The 18,053-nt window shown below is 53.0% G+C and carries 5 protein-coding genes, 8 tRNA genes and 5 rRNA genes; 16 read left to right on the top strand and 2 right to left on the bottom strand.

Annotation, left to right across the window (positions count from 1 at the left end; translation table 11 throughout):
* Positions 1–113: 113 nt before the first annotated feature.
* Both fadA and fadB read right to left on the bottom strand, forming a co-directional pair.
* Positions 114–1,280: an acetyl-CoA C-acyltransferase FadA gene (gene fadA, locus NNL38_RS00080; protein WP_255389031.1), complete on the bottom strand. Its 1,167-nt coding sequence runs from the start codon at positions 1,278–1,280 to the stop codon at positions 114–116.
* A 16-nt stretch (positions 1,281–1,296) separates the two neighbouring features.
* Positions 1,297–3,459 (bottom strand): fatty acid oxidation complex subunit alpha FadB, encoded by a 2,163-nt coding sequence (gene fadB, locus NNL38_RS00085; protein ID WP_255389032.1) that lies wholly within the window; start codon positions 3,457–3,459, stop codon positions 1,297–1,299.
* Positions 3,460–3,693: 234 nt separating this feature from the next.
* On the opposite strand from fadB, the gene NNL38_RS00090 reads away from it, so the two are divergent.
* The 16 genes from NNL38_RS00090 to NNL38_RS00165 all read left to right on the top strand — a co-directional run bounded on the left by NNL38_RS00090 (position 3,694) and on the right by NNL38_RS00165 (position 18,018).
* On the top strand, positions 3,694–4,335 hold the full coding sequence (locus tag NNL38_RS00090; protein WP_255389033.1) for a YigZ family protein: 642 nt from the start codon (positions 3,694–3,696) through the stop codon (positions 4,333–4,335).
* A 23-nt stretch (positions 4,336–4,358) separates the two neighbouring features.
* Positions 4,359–5,816, top strand: a complete 1,458-nt coding sequence (locus NNL38_RS00095; protein WP_255389034.1) for a TrkH family potassium uptake protein — start codon at positions 4,359–4,361, stop codon at positions 5,814–5,816.
* A 9-nt stretch (positions 5,817–5,825) separates the two neighbouring features.
* The gene (gene hemG / locus NNL38_RS00100) at positions 5,826–6,350 is read left to right on the top strand and encodes a menaquinone-dependent protoporphyrinogen IX dehydrogenase (protein ID WP_255389035.1); all 525 of its coding nucleotides are present in this window, start codon (positions 5,826–5,828) and stop codon (positions 6,348–6,350) included.
* A 310-nt stretch (positions 6,351–6,660) separates the two neighbouring features.
* Positions 6,661–8,212 (top strand): 16S ribosomal RNA (locus NNL38_RS00105).
* A gap of 96 nt (positions 8,213–8,308) precedes the next feature.
* Positions 8,309–8,384 (top strand) — tRNA-Glu (locus NNL38_RS00110).
* A gap of 1 nt (position 8,385) precedes the next feature.
* Positions 8,386–8,461: transfer RNA gene (locus NNL38_RS00115), tRNA-Lys, on the top strand.
* A 133-nt stretch (positions 8,462–8,594) separates the two neighbouring features.
* Positions 8,595–8,670, top strand: a tRNA-Val gene (locus NNL38_RS00120).
* Positions 8,671–8,759: 89 nt separating this feature from the next.
* A tRNA-Ala gene (locus NNL38_RS00125) sits at positions 8,760–8,835 on the top strand.
* 317 nt (positions 8,836–9,152) lie between these two features.
* Positions 9,153–12,037, top strand: a 23S ribosomal RNA gene (locus NNL38_RS00130).
* Positions 12,038–12,164: 127 nt separating this feature from the next.
* A 5S ribosomal RNA gene (gene rrf, locus NNL38_RS00135) occupies positions 12,165–12,280 on the top strand.
* Positions 12,281–12,641: 361 nt separating this feature from the next.
* Positions 12,642–14,193, top strand: a 16S ribosomal RNA gene (locus tag NNL38_RS00140).
* Between the two features lie 96 nt (positions 14,194–14,289).
* Positions 14,290–14,365: transfer RNA gene (locus NNL38_RS00145), tRNA-Glu, on the top strand.
* Between the two features lies 1 nt (position 14,366).
* A tRNA-Lys gene (locus tag NNL38_RS00150) sits at positions 14,367–14,442 on the top strand.
* A gap of 133 nt (positions 14,443–14,575) precedes the next feature.
* Positions 14,576–14,651 (top strand) — tRNA-Val (locus NNL38_RS00155).
* Positions 14,652–14,740: 89 nt separating this feature from the next.
* Positions 14,741–14,816: transfer RNA gene (locus tag NNL38_RS00160), tRNA-Ala, on the top strand.
* Between the two features lie 317 nt (positions 14,817–15,133).
* A 23S ribosomal RNA gene (locus NNL38_RS00165) occupies positions 15,134–18,018 on the top strand.
* The 16S, 23S and 5S rRNA genes sit together here with 8 tRNA genes alongside, the layout of an rRNA operon.
* Positions 18,019–18,053 lie beyond the last annotated feature (35 nt).

An 18,053-nucleotide genomic window follows, 5' to 3' on the forward strand; every position in this document is an offset into this window, starting at 1 on the left:
GCCAAGTCATGATGAAAAAAATGAAACTTAATCATTTGATCTATGTGGCAAGTGCATAGTTAATCCAGATCAAAAAAAGCCCGCAACTGCGGGCTTTGTTGACAGGTTTTGGGTTATTCCACGCGCTCAAACACGGTGGCGATCCCCTGGCCTAACCCGATACACATGGTGGCCAGGCCAAACTGAGCATCCTGGTGCTCCATCAGGTTGATCAGGGTGGTCGAGATCCGCGAGCCGGAGCAGCCCAGCGGGTGACCCAGGGCGATAGCGCCACCGTTGAGGTTCACTTTCTCATCGACGTGATCCAGCAGGCCAAGATCTTTGGCGCATGGCAGTGACTGGGCCGCAAAGGCTTCGTTCAGCTCGACCAGATCGATATCGCTCATGTTCAGGCCGGCCCGCTGCAGTGCTTTTTGGGTGGCCGGAACCGGACCGTAACCCATGATGGATGGATCGCAGCCGGCAATCGCCATGGATTTCACTCGGGCGCGGATTGTCAGGCCCAGGGCTTTCGCTTTGGCCTCGCTCATGACCAACATCGCCGAGGCGCCGTCAGACAGTGCCGAGGAAGTCCCGGCCGTCACGGTGCCATTGACCGGATCGAAGACCGGGCGCAGGCCGGACAGGGTTTCAACCGTGGTTTCCGGACGGATCACCTCATCATAATCGAACAGTTTCAGTGCGCCGGTTTGGTCATGGCCTTCGGTCGGCAGGATTTCATTTTTGAAGCGTCCTTCCAGCGTTGCTGCGTGGGCACGCTGGTGGGAGCGAGCGGCAAAGCTGTCTTGCATTTCGCGACTGATCCCGTGCATCCGGCCCAGCATTTCTGCGGTCAGGCCCATCATCCCGGCGGCCTTGGCCACGGACTTGGACAGGCCCGGGTGGAAGTCGACGCCGTGGTTCATCGGCACGTGGCCCATGTGCTCTACACCGCCAATCAGGCAGATCTCAGCATCGCCGACCATGATGGTGCGCGCAGCATCGTGCAGGGCCTGCATGGAAGAGCCACACAGGCGGTTGACGGTTGTCGCGCCGACGGTGTGCGGGATGCCGGCCAGCAGGGAAGCATTGCGGGCGACATTGAATCCTTGTTCCAGGGTCTGTTGCACACAGCCCCAGTAAATATCTTCAATTGCGGTCGGATCGACCTGCGGGTTACGGGCCAGCAGCCCCTGCATCAGGTGCGCAGACAGATCCTCGGCCCTGACGTTGCGATACGCGCCGCCTTTCGAGCGTCCCATCGGGGTACGGATACAATCAACAATTACGACGTTATTCATTTCTTATCCCTCATCCTTAAGCGTTGGTCTGCACGTGGTAATAGGTTTCACCCTTGGCGGCTTTCTCTTTCAGGCCGGCCGGAACTTCATAGACTGCGCCCAAGTGCACGTACTGCTCAGCCATGGCGACATAGTTGGCCAGTCCCAGGGTATCGAGGTAGCGGAACACACCGCCGCGGAAAGGAGGGAAGCCCAGACCGTACACCAGCGCCATGTCAGCTTCTGCCGGGCTGGCAATAATGCCTTCTTCCAGGCAGCGGACGACTTCGTTGATCATCGGGATCATCATCCGGGCGATGATGGCATCGGCTTCAAACTCAGCAGCATGACTGACGACCGGCGCCAGCAGGTCGGCAGTTGCCGGATCAACGGTTTTCTTCGGTTTGCCTTTGCGATCGAGGGTGTAGGCATAGAAGCCCTTGCCGTTTTTCTGGCCGAAGCGCTCGGCGTCATACATTACATCCACCGCGTCACGGTAGTCTTTGCCCATGCGATCCGGGAAGCCTTCGGCCATTACGGCCTGGGCATGGTGCGCGGTATCAATGCCGACCACATCCAGCAGGTAAGCCGGGCCCATCGGCCAGCCGAACTGTTTCTCCATCACCTTGTCGATTTTGGTGAAATCGGCACCGTCGCGCATCAGCAGGCTGAAACCGGCAAAGTACGGGAACAGGACGCGGTTGACGAAGAATCCCGGGCAGTCATTGACGACAATCGGTGATTTACCCATCTTGGCGGCATAGGCCACAACGCGGGCAATGGTTTCATCCGAGGTGTGCTCGCCACGAATGATCTCGACCAGCGGCATCCGGTGGACCGGGTTAAAGAAGTGCATGCCGCAGAAGTTTTCCGGGCGTTTCAGCGATTTGGCCAGTTGGTTGATCGGGATGGTGGATGTATTGGAGGCAATCACGGTCTCTTCGCCGACCTGATCTTCGACTTCGGCCAGCACTGCAGCTTTGACTTTCGGGTTCTCGACCACCGCTTCCACCACCACGTCGGTTTCTTCAATGCCGGCATAGTGCAGGCTCGGATGGATAGCTGAGAGGACTTTGGCCATCTTCAGGCCATCGATGCGGCCGCGCTCGAGTTGCTTGTTCAGCAGTTTTGCCGCTTCGCCCATGCCTAGCTCCAGTGATGCATCGGCGATATCCTTCATCAGCACCGGCACGCCTTTGAGGGCGGACTGGTAGGCGATCCCGCCACCCATGATCCCGGCGCCCAGCACGGCTGCTTTGTGGGTTGCTTTGCCGGCCTTGGCCGCTTGTTTGGCATTGCCTTTGAGCAGCTGATCATTGAGGAAGATACCAACCAGGGCTTTGGCGACATCGGACTTGGCCAGCTTGACGAAGTGTTTGTTCTCAATGGCCAGCGCTTCATCGCGGCTGCTGCGGACAGCTTCTTCAATGGTGATCACGGCGGTGATCGGAGCCGGGTAGTGCGGGCCGGCGACCTGGCTGACCATGCCTTTGGCCATGGTAAAGCTCATGGTCGCTTCAATTTTGTTCAGGGCCAACGGCGCTTTTTTCTGCTCGCGGCGGCGCTGCCAGTCAAGTTTGCCGGCAATCGCATCTTTGATCATGGCCAGGGCGGCTTCTTTCAGGGCTTCCGGTGCGACAACACCATCGACCAGGCCCAGCTTGAGGGCATCAGCCGCTTTTTTGTCTTTGCCGGCGGTGATGATTTCCATCGCGGAGTCGGCACCAATCAAGCGTGGCAGGCGTACGGTGCCGCCGAAGCCGGGCATGATCCCCAGCTTGGTTTCCGGCAAGCCGATCCGGGCAGTGTTGTCCGCCAGGCGGAAGTCGGTCGCCAGCACACACTCGCAACCGCCGCCCAGGGCATGGCCGTTAATTGCCGACAACGTCGGGACCGGCAGGTCTTCGAGTTTGTTGAAAATGTCATTGGCGTAGCTCAGCCACTGCGACAGCTCGTCCGCAGGCTTGGCAAACAGGCCGAGAAACTCTTTGATATCAGCACCGACAACAAATGCATCTTTACCGGAAGTTAGCAGCAAGCCTTTGAGTTCTGGCTGTTGGTATAGGGCATTCAGGGCTTCGTTGAAGCATTCCAGGGTTTTTAAATCGAACTTGTTGATAGGGCCTGGGGCGTTGAGGTTAAGCTCCGCAATGCCATCTTCCAGATAGCTTACGGATAGGGTTTCACCTTGGTAAATCATGTTCTATCTCCGTGAATTCCGGTTCTGTGCCGAATTGATTTAACTGGTTTGACCTGTTGTCAGGCTAAATAATAGTCTGAACCCGTCCAAAAACAATTACAACACTTATTTTAAACAAATGTTTAACTTTTTCGGGTGCATAAGAAAGTTGCATGCCGGATTGTGAGTTTGCTCAGGGCTTTGTTGTGTTATCCTGAGCGACTATTTTTTCCGCTTGGCAGTGTGTTCACAAAGATGGAATCGAAACCTTATCCGGTCCCGGCAGCGCCGGTGATATTTGAGGAAGAGATCAAAAAGAGCCGCTTTATTACTTACCTGGCGCACACGCCGGGTATTGATGCAGCCAAAGCTTTCGTGCAGCAGATCAAAAGCAAGCATAGTGATGCCCGGCATAATTGCTGGGGCTTTGTCGCCGGGCGGCCGTCTGATTCGATGCAATGGGGGTTCAGTGATGACGGCGAGCCGTCGGGCACGGCCGGCAAGCCGATCCTGGCGCAATTGAGCGGCTCGGGCGTCGGCGAGATCACCGCGGTGGTCACCCGCTATTCCGGTGGGATTAAACTCGGCACCGGCGGGTTGGTGAAAGCGTATGGCGGTGGTGTCCAGCAAGCGCTAACTGTGCTGCAAACCAAAGAAAAAGTAATCACTTCGGTACTTCGCCTGCGCTGTGCGTATAATCAGATGTCGCTGGTCGAGTCGCTCTTGGCCGAGTATGCAGGCCATCAGCTCAGTGCTGACTTTGGCCAGGAGATAGAGATGACCATGGAAGTCGATAACCGTTGTGTGGCGGCCTTGGTTGCCAAGTTGATCAATCGCAGCGGCGGGCAGATCTGTCCGGTTGTATTACCTCATGTATCGACATCAGAACCCGAATAACCAGATGAGAGCCGGCTAAGGCGATGCAATTTCGTTCTATTATCAGAATTGTCGGGCTGTTGCTGGCCCTGTTCAGTGTCACCATGCTGGCCCCGGCGCTGGTGGCATTCATCTACCGTGACGGGGCCGGTTTTCCGTTCGTCGTCACGTTCTGCTTATTATTAGCCGGCGGCGGCTTGCTGTGGCTGCCGAACCGCCATTCCCGCCGTGAACTGAAAGCCCGAGATGGCTTTTTAATCGTCGTGCTGTTCTGGACGGTGATCGGCAGTGCGGGGGCGATCCCGTTTCTGCTGTCAAAAACCCCGGACTTATCGGTCACGGATTCTTTCTTTGAATCTTTCTCAGCCTTGACTACCACGGGTGCCACGGTGATCGTGGGGCTCGATGAACTGCCCAAAGCAATCTTGTTTTATCGCCAGTTGCTGCAGTGGTTCGGCGGGATGGGGATCATCGTCCTGGCGGTTGCTATCTTGCCGGTACTTGGTATCGGGGGAATGCAGCTATACCGGGCGGAAATCCCGGGGCCGGTAAAAGACAGTAAAATGACGCCGCGGATTGCCGAGACGGCCAAAACCCTGTGGTATATCTACCTGACCCTCACCGTTTGCTGTGCGGTCGCTTTCTGGCTGGCTGGGATGAGCGTCTTTGATGCCATTTCCCATAGCTTTTCGACCATCGCCATCGGCGGCTTTTCGACCCATGATGCCAGTATGGGCTATTTCAATAGCCAGGCTATCAATATGATCACTGTGGTGTTTTTGCTGATCTCGGCCTGTAACTTCTCGCTGCACTTTGCTGCGTTTGCTAATGGTGGGGTGCACCTGCGCACTTACTGGCGGGATCCGGAGTTTCGCACATTCCTCGGTATTCAGCTGATTCTGTTTCTGATCTGCTTTGGCTTGTTGATTAAGCATCAGTCTTACGGCTCGACTTTCGATACCTTTGATCAGGCGTTGTTCCAGACCGTGTCGATTTCCACCACGGCCGGCTTTACCACCACCGGTTTTTCGGAGTGGCCACTGTTTCTGCCAGTGTTGTTGCTGTTTTCTTCTTTTATTGGCGGATGCGCCGGTTCGACCGGGGGCGGGATTAAAGTGATCCGGATTTTGCTGCTGATGCTCCAGGGAGAGCGTGAGCTGAAGCGGCTGGTTCACCCCCGCGCGGTCTATACCATTAAAGTCGGTCGCAAGGCATTACCGCAACAGGTGGTCGATGCGGTGTGGGGCTTCTTTTCTGCCTATGCGCTGGTATTTGTTATTTGCATGCTGGCGCTGATCGCTACAGGTCTCGATGAGCTGACGGCATTTTCGGCGGTCGCAGCGACCCTCAATAACCTCGGACCGGGGTTAGGAGAGGTCGCGGTGCATTTTGGTGAGATCAATGATGCGGCGAAATGGGTTTTGGTGATCTCCATGCTGTTTGGCCGCTTGGAAGTGTTTACATTATTGGTGTTGTTTACGCCGACGTTCTGGCGTAGCTAAGGAGATAGAGTGGAAAAGGTCTTACTTCTTCATTCAAGCAGCGATGGACAGACCGTGAAGATCTTACGGCACATTGAACAGACGCTGGGGGAAGGTTATCAGTGCGAGCTGATGGATTTGAATACGCTGCCGGTGATCGATTTCAATGGTTATCAGAAAGTCCTGATTGGGGCCTCGATTCGGTATGGTCATCTGAATAAGAAACTGTATCAATTCATCGAGATCCACCAAAAAGTCTTGGAAGCGCATAAAGTTGGCTTTTTCTGTGTCAATCTGACAGCCCGCAAAGAAGGGAAGAATACGCCGGAAACCAGCGTTTATATGAAGAAGTTTCTGCAGAAATCGCCGTGGCACCCTAAATTGCAGGCGGTCTTCGCTGGTGCCTTGCGCTATCCGCGTTACGGTTGGTTTGATCGGATGATGATTCAGTTCATTATGCGCTTAACCGGTGGGGAAACCGATACCCGAAAAGAAGTGGAATACACGGACTGGGATAAGGTTTCACAGTTTGCCCTGCGTTTTAAGCAGTTTTAAGTGCGATTTATCACGTTTTTGGGTGTTTTTTGTTCGCTTGGTGGCTTTTGATGAAAAAAATTAAAATCACCCCTTGCGCCGATGAAATATCTCCCTATAATGCGCCTCCGTTGTCACGATAAACGGTTCGCAAGAAACGTTGTGAAAACAAGTTCTTTAACAATTTGACCATGCAATCTGTGTGGGCACTCGTGAAATGATAGTCAAAAAAGATTTATCAGTGAGCTGAGTGACCAAATCGATACTTAGGTATCGGCACAGTCAATTTATCAGTAATCACTGAGCCGTTTCTTCGGAAACAACAAAACTTTAATTGAAGAGTTTGATCATGGCTCAGATTGAACGCTGGCGGCAGGCCTAACACATGCAAGTCGAGCGGCAGCGACTTAACTGAACCTTCGGGGAACGTTAAGGGCGGCGAGCGGCGGACGGGTGAGTAATGCCTGGGAATATGCCCTGATGTGGGGGATAACCATTGGAAACGATGGCTAATACCGCATAATCTCTTCGGAGCAAAGAGGGGGACCTTCGGGCCTCTCGCGTCAGGATTAGCCCAGGTGAGATTAGCTGGTTGGTGAGGTAACGGCTCACCAAGGCGACGATCTCTAGCTGGTCTGAGAGGATGATCAGCCACACTGGAACTGAGACACGGTCCAGACTCCTACGGGAGGCAGCAGTGGGGAATATTGCACAATGGGGGAAACCCTGATGCAGCCATGCCGCGTGTGTGAAGAAGGCCTTCGGGTTGTAAAGCACTTTCAGTCGTGAGGAAGGCGGCCAGGTTAATAGCCTGGTTGTTTGACGTTAGCGACAGAAGAAGCACCGGCTAACTCCGTGCCAGCAGCCGCGGTAATACGGAGGGTGCGAGCGTTAATCGGAATTACTGGGCGTAAAGCGCATGCAGGCGGCTTGTTAAGCCAGATGTGAAAGCCCGGGGCTCAACCTCGGAATCGCATTTGGAACTGGCAGGCTAGAGTCTTGTAGAGGGGGGTAGAATTTCAGGTGTAGCGGTGAAATGCGTAGAGATCTGAAGGAATACCGGTGGCGAAGGCGGCCCCCTGGACAAAGACTGACGCTCAGATGCGAAAGCGTGGGGAGCAAACAGGATTAGATACCCTGGTAGTCCACGCCGTAAACGATGTCTACTTGGAGGCTGGGGTCTTGAATTCTGGCTTTCGGAGCTAACGCGTTAAGTAGACCGCCTGGGGAGTACGGTCGCAAGATTAAAACTCAAATGAATTGACGGGGGCCCGCACAAGCGGTGGAGCATGTGGTTTAATTCGATGCAACGCGAAGAACCTTACCTACTCTTGACATCCAGAGAACTTAGCAGAGATGCTTTGGTGCCTTCGGGAACTCTGAGACAGGTGCTGCATGGCTGTCGTCAGCTCGTGTTGTGAAATGTTGGGTTAAGTCCCGCAACGAGCGCAACCCTTATCCTTGTTTACCAGCACTTCGGGTGGGAACTCCAGGGAGACTGCCGGTGATAAACCGGAGGAAGGTGGGGACGACGTCAAGTCATCATGGCCCTTACGAGTAGGGCTACACACGTGCTACAATGGCGCATACAGAGGGCGGCGAGCTAGCGATAGTGAGCGAATCCCAAAAAGTGCGTCGTAGTCCGGATTGGAGTCTGCAACTCGACTCCATGAAGTCGGAATCGCTAGTAATCGTGGATCAGAATGCCACGGTGAATACGTTCCCGGGCCTTGTACACACCGCCCGTCACACCATGGGAGTGGGCTGCACCAGAAGTAGATAGCTTAACCTTCGGGAGGGCGTTTACCACGGTGTGGTTCATGACTGGGGTGAAGTCGTAACAAGGTAGCCCTAGGGGAACCTGGGGCTGGATCACCTCCTTAACGATATGACACATTGTTTGATGCAGTGTCCACACAGATTGCCTGGTCGAAATAGAAAGAACATGTTTTTCTAAGTGCCCAAACTTAGAAACCAAAGTCCCATTCGTCTAGAGGCCTAGGACACCGCCCTTTCACGGCGGTAACAGGGGTTCGACTCCCCTATGGGACGCCACGGGTCGTTAGCTCAGTTGGTAGAGCAGTTGACTTTTAATCAATTGGTCGCAGGTTCGAATCCTGCACGACCCACCATTTTCTGATTCATTTCTAGCTTGTTCACTAGATTTGATACCTGCGATGCTCATGTGCGATTGCACACTGCGCTTCTCGGTTCAAATCTCGCGTCACCGCTAACGAAATGAAGCTGGAAAATACCACTTTATGTGGGCGATTAGCTCAGTTGGGAGAGCACCTCCCTTACAAGGAGGGGGTCACTGGTTCGAGCCCGGTATCGCCCACCATTCTTTCCTAATACTTCGTTATGAAGCTCGTCGTTTAGTGAACTAAACGTCCTCACTTCATGCCTTGTCTTAGAAAAGAACAAGCTTTTGGGGCTATAGCTCAGCTGGGAGAGCGCTTGCATGGCATGCAAGAGGTCGGCGGTTCGATCCCGCCTAGCTCCACCACTTTCTAAACACACTTGCGAGTGTCGTTAGAAAGTGTTTTATCTCTGCGGAGATAACGAAACACATGCTCTTTAACAATCTGGAAAGCTGACTAGTAAATTCGATTGGTTCGTCATCACGGCGAATGAATTGAAATTATTGTTTCACCGCAAGGTGGAACGAGTTCTCAAGCAATACACATTCAAGTGTCTTGGCTTTTGTCTTCACTTTTTCAAAAAGTGAAATAAAAGAGAGAAGAGTCCGGCAAAACAAACTAATCCGTCAAGTCATTGATGGAAACCTTGGTTGTTTGCGATACAGACCCCTTGGGGTTGTATGGTTAAGTGACTAAGCGTACACGGTGGATGCCTGGGCAGTCAGAGGCGATGAAGGACGTACTAACTTGCGATAAGCGTAGATGAGGCAGTAAGAGCCACTTGAGTCTACGATTTCCGAATGGGGAAACCCAGCTGCAGCAGCAGTTATCAATACGTGAATTCATAGCGTATTGAGGCGAACCGGGGGAACTGAAACATCTAAGTACCCCGAGGAAGAGAAATCAACCGAGATTCCGGCAGTAGCGGCGAGCGAAACCGGATTAGCCCTTAAGCTTTTTATGCGTCAGGTGAAGGCTCTGGAAAGTGCCGCGAGACAGGGTGATAGCCCCGTAGCCGACAACGCATTTAAGGTGAAAACGAGTAGGACGGGACACGTGTTATCTTGTCTGAAGATGGGGGGACCATCCTCCAAGGCTAAATACTCCTGACTGACCGATAGTGAACCAGTACCGTGAGGGAAAGGCGAAAAGAACCCCTGTGAGGGGAGTGAAACAGAACCTGAAACCGTGTACGTACAAGCAGTAGGAGCACCCTCGGGTGTGACTGCGTACCTTTTGTATAATGGGTCAGCGACTTAATTTCAGTAGCAAGGTTAACCGTATAGGGGAGCCGTAGGGAAACCGAGTCTTAACTGGGCGTGCAGTTGCTGGGATTAGACCCGAAACCAGGTGATCTAGCCATGGGCAGGTTGAAGGTGCGGTAACACGCACTGGAGGACCGAACCGACTAATGTTGAAAAATTAGCGGATGACTTGTGGCTAGGGGTGAAAGGCCAATCAAACCTGGAGATAGCTGGTTCTCCCCGAAAGCTATTTAGGTAGCGCCTCGGACGAATACTACTGGGGGTAGAGCACTGTTAAGGCTAGGGGGTCATCCCGACTTACCAACCCTTTGCAAACTCCGAATACCAGTAAGTACTATCCGGGAGACACACGGCGGGTGCTAACGTCCGTCGTGGAGAGGGAAACAACCCAGACCGCCAGCTAAGGTCCCAAAGTTATCGCTAAGTGGGAAACGATGTGGGAAGGCTCAGACAGCCAGGATGTTGGCTTAGAAGCAGCCATCATTTAAAGAAAGCGTAATAGCTCACTGGTCGAGTCGGCCTGCGCGGAAGATTTAACGGGGCTAAGCGATACACCGAAGCTGCGGCAATGCATTTTATGTATTGGGTAGGGGAGCGTTCTGTAAGCCGTTGAAGGTGTGCTGTAAGGCATGCTGGAGGTATCAGAAGTGCGAATGCTGACATGAGTAACGATAAAGGGGGTGAAAAACCTCCTCGCCGGAAGACCAAGGGTTCCTGTCCAACGTTAATCGGGGCAGGGTGAGTCGACCCCTAAGGCGAGGCCGAAAGGCGTAGTCGATGGGAAACGGGTTAATATTCCCGTACTTCTTGCTATTGCGATGGGGGGACGGAGAAGGCTAGGTGGGCCTGGCGACGGTTGTCCAGGTTCAAGGGTGTAGGCTGTAATCTTAGGCAAATCCGGGATTACAAGGCTGAGACCTGATGTCGAGGCACTACGGTGCTGAAGTCATTGATGCCATGCTTCCGGGAAAAGCCTCTAAGCTTCAGATAGCAAGGAATCGTACCCCAAACCGACACAGGTGGTCGGGTAGAGAATACCAAGGCGCTTGAGAGAACTCGGGTGAAGGAACTAGGCAAAATGGTACCGTAACTTCGGGAGAAGGTACGCTGCCGGCGGTAAAGAGACTTGCTCTTGGCGCTGCTGGCAGTCGCAGATACCAGGTGGCTGCAACTGTTTATTAAAAACACAGCACTGTGCAAAATCGAAAGATGACGTATACGGTGTGACGCCTGCCCGGTGCCGGAAGGTTAATTGATGGGGTTATCTTCGGAGAAGCTCTTGATCGAAGCCCCGGTAAACGGCGGCCGTAACTATAACGGTCCTAAGGTAGCGAAATTCCTTGTCGGGTAAGTTCCGACCTGCACGAATGGCGTAATGATGGCCACGCTGTCTCCACCCGAGACTCAGTGAAATTGAAATCGCAGTGAAGATGCTGTGTACCCGCGGCTAGACGGAAAGACCCCGTGAACCTTTACTACAGCTTGGCACTGAACATTGACCCTACATGTGTAGGATAGGTGGGAGGCTTCGAAGCAGGTACGCCAGTATCTGTGGAGCCGACCTTGAAATACCACCCTTGTAGTGTTGATGTTCTAACGTCGGCCCCTTATCGGGGTTGCGGACAGTGCCTGGTGGGTAGTTTGACTGGGGCGGTCTCCTCCCAAAGCGTAACGGAGGAGCACGAAGGTGGGCTAATCACGGTCGGACATCGTGAGGTTAGTGCAATGGCATAAGCCCGCTTGACTGCGAGAATGACGGTTCGAGCAGGTGCGAAAGCAGGTCATAGTGATCCGGTGGTTCTGAATGGAAGGGCCATCGCTCAACGGATAAAAGGTACTCCGGGGATAACAGGCTGATACCGCCCAAGAGTTCATATCGACGGCGGTGTTTGGCACCTCGATGTCGGCTCATCACATCCTGGGGCTGAAGTCGGTCCCAAGGGTATGGCTGTTCGCCATTTAAAGTGGTACGCGAGCTGGGTTTAGAACGTCGTGAGACAGTTCGGTCCCTATCTGCCGTGGGCGTTGGATGATTGAGAGGGGCTGCTCCTAGTACGAGAGGACCGGAGTGGACGAACCGCTGGTGTTCGGGTTGTGTCGCCAGACGCATTGCCCGGTAGCTAAGTTCGGAATCGATAACCGCTGAAAGCATCTAAGCGGGAAGCGAGCCTCAAGATGAGTCATCCCCAAGGCTTCAAGCCTTCTGAAGGGTTGTCGTAGACTACGACGTTGATAGGCAGGGTGTGTAAGCGCTGTGAGGCGTTGAGCTAACCTGTACTAATTGCCCGTGCGGCTTAACCATACAACACCCAAGGGGTTTTGTTTACGAAGTACGGACTCCGCAAGCACTTGAATGGAGTGTTTGAGAATACTGGTCAGATTTTCCGAGATTGTATCTTCCGCCGAAGGCGTAAGATAAACAGAATTTGCTTGGCGACCATAGCGTTATGGACCCACCTGATCCCATGCCGAACTCAGCAGTGAAACGTAACAGCGCCGATGGTAGTGTGGGGCCTCCCCATGTGAGAGTAGGACATCGCCAGGCTTCCAATTGAGAGAGCCCGCTGGATACAGCGGGCTTTTCTTTCGCTCCGACTGGTTGCAATGTGAGCGACGTCAACAGAAGGTTTTTACTGTTTCGCCAACCGCGAAAAAAGATGAAAATTTTGTCTTGACTGGATATCAGAAAAGCGTATTATACGCCTCCTGACTTGCTGAAGCGGAAATCGCCAAGGCACTGAAAGTCAACGTTCTTTAACAATTTGACCATGCAATCTGTGTGGGCACTCGTGGAATGATAGTCAAAAGATTTATCAGTGAACTGAGTGACCAAATCGATACTTAGGTATCGGCACAGTCAATTTATCAGTAATCACTGAGCCGTTTCTTCGGAAACAACAAAACTTTAATTGAAGAGTTTGATCATGGCTCAGATTGAACGCTGGCGGCAGGCCTAACACATGCAAGTCGAGCGGCAGCGACTTAACTGAACCTTCGGGGAACGTTAAGGGCGGCGAGCGGCGGACGGGTGAGTAATGCCTGGGAATATGCCCTGATGTGGGGGATAACCATTGGAAACGATGGCTAATACCGCATAATCTCTTCGGAGCAAAGAGGGGGACCTTCGGGCCTCTCGCGTCAGGATTAGCCCAGGTGAGATTAGCTGGTTGGTGAGGTAACGGCTCACCAAGGCGACGATCTCTAGCTGGTCTGAGAGGATGATCAGCCACACTGGAACTGAGACACGGTCCAGACTCCTACGGGAGGCAGCAGTGGGGAATATTGCACAATGGGGGAAACCCTGATGCAGCCATGCCGCGTGTGTGAAGAAGGCCTTCGGGTTGTAAAGCACTTTCAGTCGTGAGGAAGGCGGCCAGGTTAATAGCCTGGTTGTTTGACGTTAGCGACAGAAGAAGCACCGGCTAACTCCGTGCCAGCAGCCGCGGTAATACGGAGGGTGCGAGCGTTAATCGGAATTACTGGGCGTAAAGCGCATGCAGGCGGCTTGTTAAGCCAGATGTGAAAGCCCGGGGCTCAACCTCGGAATCGCATTTGGAACTGGCAGGCTAGAGTCTTGTAGAGGGGGGTAGAATTTCAGGTGTAGCGGTGAAATGCGTAGAGATCTGAAGGAATACCGGTGGCGAAGGCGGCCCCCTGGACAAAGACTGACGCTCAGATGCGAAAGCGTGGGGAGCAAACAGGATTAGATACCCTGGTAGTCCACGCCGTAAACGATGTCTACTTGGAGGCTGGGGTCTTGAATTCTGGCTTTCGGAGCTAACGCGTTAAGTAGACCGCCTGGGGAGTACGGTCGCAAGATTAAAACTCAAATGAATTGACGGGGGCCCGCACAAGCGGTGGAGCATGTGGTTTAATTCGATGCAACGCGAAGAACCTTACCTACTCTTGACATCCAGAGAACTTAGCAGAGATGCTTTGGTGCCTTCGGGAACTCTGAGACAGGTGCTGCATGGCTGTCGTCAGCTCGTGTTGTGAAATGTTGGGTTAAGTCCCGCAACGAGCGCAACCCTTATCCTTGTTTGCCAGCACTTCGGGTGGGAACTCCAGGGAGACTGCCGGTGATAAACCGGAGGAAGGTGGGGACGACGTCAAGTCATCATGGCCCTTACGAGTAGGGCTACACACGTGCTACAATGGCGCATACAGAGGGCGGCGAGCTAGCGATAGTGAGCGAATCCCAAAAAGTGCGTCGTAGTCCGGATTGGAGTCTGCAACTCGACTCCATGAAGTCGGAATCGCTAGTAATCGTGGATCAGAATGCCACGGTGAATACGTTCCCGGGCCTTGTACACACCGCCCGTCACACCATGGGAGTGGGCTGCACCAGAAGTAGATAGCTTAACCTTCGGGAGGGCGTTTACCACGGTGTGGTTCATGACTGGGGTGAAGTCGTAACAAGGTAGCCCTAGGGGAACCTGGGGCTGGATCACCTCCTTAACGATATGACACATTGTTTGATGCAGTGTCCACACAGATTGCCTGGTCGAAATAGAAAGAACATGTTTTTCTAAGTGCCCAAACTTAGAAACCAAAGTCCCATTCGTCTAGAGGCCTAGGACACCGCCCTTTCACGGCGGTAACAGGGGTTCGACTCCCCTATGGGACGCCACGGGTCGTTAGCTCAGTTGGTAGAGCAGTTGACTTTTAATCAATTGGTCGCAGGTTCGAATCCTGCACGACCCACCATTTTCTGATTCATTTCTAGCTTGTTCGCTAGATTTGATACCTGCGATGCTCATGTGCGATTGCACACTGCGCTTCTCGGTTCAAATCTCGCGTCACCGCTAACGAAATGAAGCTGGAAAATACCACTTTATGTGGGCGATTAGCTCAGTTGGGAGAGCACCTCCCTTACAAGGAGGGGGTCACTGGTTCGAGCCCGGTATCGCCCACCATTCTTTCTTAATACTTCGTTATGAAGCTCGTCGTTTAGTGAACTAAACGTCCTCACTTCATGCCTTGTCTTAGAAAAGAACAAGCTTTTGGGGCTATAGCTCAGCTGGGAGAGCGCTTGCATGGCATGCAAGAGGTCGGCGGTTCGATCCCGCCTAGCTCCACCACTTTCTAAACACACTTGCGAGTGTCGTTAGAAAGTGTTTTATCTCTGCGGAGATAACGAAACACATGCTCTTTAACAATCTGGAAAGCTGACTAGTAAATTCGATTGGTTCGTCATCACGGCGAATGAATTGAAATTATTGTTTCACCGCAAGGTGGAACGAGTTCTCAAGCAATACACATTCAAGTGTCTTGGCTTTTGTCTTCACTTTTTCAAAAAGTGAAATAAAAGAGAGAAGAGTCCGGCAAAACAAACTAATCCGTCAAGTCATTGATGGAAACCTTGGTCGTTTGCGATACAGACCCCTTGGGGTTGTATGGTTAAGTGACTAAGCGTACACGGTGGATGCCTGGGCAGTCAGAGGCGATGAAGGACGTACTAACTTGCGATAAGCGTAGATGAGGCAGTAAGAGCCACTTGAGTCTACGATTTCCGAATGGGGAAACCCAGCTGCAGCAGCAGTTATCAATACGTGAATTCATAGCGTATTGAGGCGAACCGGGGGAACTGAAACATCTAAGTACCCCGAGGAAGAGAAATCAACCGAGATTCCGGCAGTAGCGGCGAGCGAAACCGGATTAGCCCTTAAGCTTTTTATGCGTCAGGTGAAGGCTCTGGAAAGTGCCGCGAGACAGGGTGATAGCCCCGTAGCCGACAACGCATTTAAGGTGAAAACGAGTAGGACGGGACACGTGTTATCTTGTCTGAAGATGGGGGGACCATCCTCCAAGGCTAAATACTCCTGACTGACCGATAGTGAACCAGTACCGTGAGGGAAAGGCGAAAAGAACCCCTGTGAGGGGAGTGAAACAGAACCTGAAACCGTGTACGTACAAGCAGTAGGAGCACCCTCGGGTGTGACTGCGTACCTTTTGTATAATGGGTCAGCGACTTAATTTCAGTAGCAAGGTTAACCGTATAGGGGAGCCGTAGGGAAACCGAGTCTTAACTGGGCGTGCAGTTGCTGGGATTAGACCCGAAACCAGGTGATCTAGCCATGGGCAGGTTGAAGGTGCGGTAACACGCACTGGAGGACCGAACCGACTAATGTTGAAAAATTAGCGGATGACTTGTGGCTAGGGGTGAAAGGCCAATCAAACCTGGAGATAGCTGGTTCTCCCCGAAAGCTATTTAGGTAGCGCCTCGGACGAATACTACTGGGGGTAGAGCACTGTTAAGGCTAGGGGGTCATCCCGACTTACCAACCCTTTGCAAACTCCGAATACCAGTAAGTACTATCCGGGAGACACACGGCGGGTGCTAACGTCCGTCGTGGAGAGGGAAACAACCCAGACCGCCAGCTAAGGTCCCAAAGTTATCGCTAAGTGGGAAACGATGTGGGAAGGCTCAGACAGCCAGGATGTTGGCTTAGAAGCAGCCATCATTTAAAGAAAGCGTAATAGCTCACTGGTCGAGTCGGCCTGCGCGGAAGATTTAACGGGGCTAAGCGATACACCGAAGCTGCGGCAATGCATTTTATGTATTGGGTAGGGGAGCGTTCTGTAAGCCGTTGAAGGTGTGCTGTAAGGCATGCTGGAGGTATCAGAAGTGCGAATGCTGACATGAGTAACGATAAAGGGGGTGAAAAACCTCCTCGCCGGAAGACCAAGGGTTCCTGTCCAACGTTAATCGGGGCAGGGTGAGTCGACCCCTAAGGCGAGGCCGAAAGGCGTAGTCGATGGGAAACGGGTTAATATTCCCGTACTTCTTGCTATTGCGATGGGGGGACGGAGAAGGCTAGGTGGGCCTGGCGACGGTTGTCCAGGTTCAAGGGTGTAGGCTGTAATCTTAGGCAAATCCGGGATTACAAGGCTGAGACCTGATGTCGAGGCACCACGGTGCTGAAGTCATTGATGCCATGCTTCCGGGAAAAGCCTCTAAGCTTCAGATAGCAAGGAATCGTACCCCAAACCGACACAGGTGGTCGGGTAGAGAATACCAAGGCGCTTGAGAGAACTCGGGTGAAGGAACTAGGCAAAATGGTACCGTAACTTCGGGAGAAGGTACGCTGCCGGCGGTAAAGAGACTTGCTCTTGGCGCTGCTGGCAGTCGCAGATACCAGGTGGCTGCAACTGTTTATTAAAAACACAGCACTGTGCAAAATCGAAAGATGACGTATACGGTGTGACGCCTGCCCGGTGCCGGAAGGTTAATTGATGGGGTTATCTTCGGAGAAGCTCTTGATCGAAGCCCCGGTAAACGGCGGCCGTAACTATAACGGTCCTAAGGTAGCGAAATTCCTTGTCGGGTAAGTTCCGACCTGCACGAATGGCGTAATGATGGCCACGCTGTCTCCACCCGAGACTCAGTGAAATTGAAATCGCAGTGAAGATGCTGTGTACCCGCGGCTAGACGGAAAGACCCCGTGAACCTTTACTACAGCTTGGCACTGAACATTGACCCTACATGTGTAGGATAGGTGGGAGGCTTCGAAGCAGGTACGCCAGTATCTGTGGAGCCGACCTTGAAATACCACCCTTGTAGTGTTGATGTTCTAACGTCGGCCCCTTATCGGGGTTGCGGACAGTGCCTGGTGGGTAGTTTGACTGGGGCGGTCTCCTCCCAAAGCGTAACGGAGGAGCACGAAGGTGGGCTAATCACGGTCGGACATCGTGAGGTTAGTGCAATGGCATAAGCCCGCTTGACTGCGAGAATGACGGTTCGAGCAGGTGCGAAAGCAGGTCATAGTGATCCGGTGGTTCTGAATGGAAGGGCCATCGCTCAACGGATAAAAGGTACTCCGGGGATAACAGGCTGATACCGCCCAAGAGTTCATATCGACGGCGGTGTTTGGCACCTCGATGTCGGCTCATCACATCCTGGGGCTGAAGTCGGTCCCAAGGGTATGGCTGTTCGCCATTTAAAGTGGTACGCGAGCTGGGTTTAGAACGTCGTGAGACAGTTCGGTCCCTATCTGCCGTGGGCGTTGGATGATTGAGAGGGGCTGCTCCTAGTACGAGAGGACCGGAGTGGACGAACCGCTGGTGTTCGGGTTGTGTCGCCAGACGCATTGCCCGGTAGCTAAGTTCGGAATCGATAACCGCTGAAAGCATCTAAGCGGGAAGCGAGCCTCAAGATGAGTCATCCCCAAGGCTTCAAGCCTTCTGAAGGGTTGTCGTAGACTACGACGTTGATAGGCAGGGTGTGTAAGCGCTGTGAGGCGTTGAGCTAACCTGTACTAATTGCCCGTGCGGCTTAACCATACAACACCCAAGGGGTTTTGTTTACGAAGTACGGA

The sequence above is a fragment of the Photobacterium atrarenae genome (assembly GCF_024380015.1).
Taxonomy (GTDB): domain Bacteria; phylum Pseudomonadota; class Gammaproteobacteria; order Enterobacterales; family Vibrionaceae; genus Photobacterium; species Photobacterium atrarenae.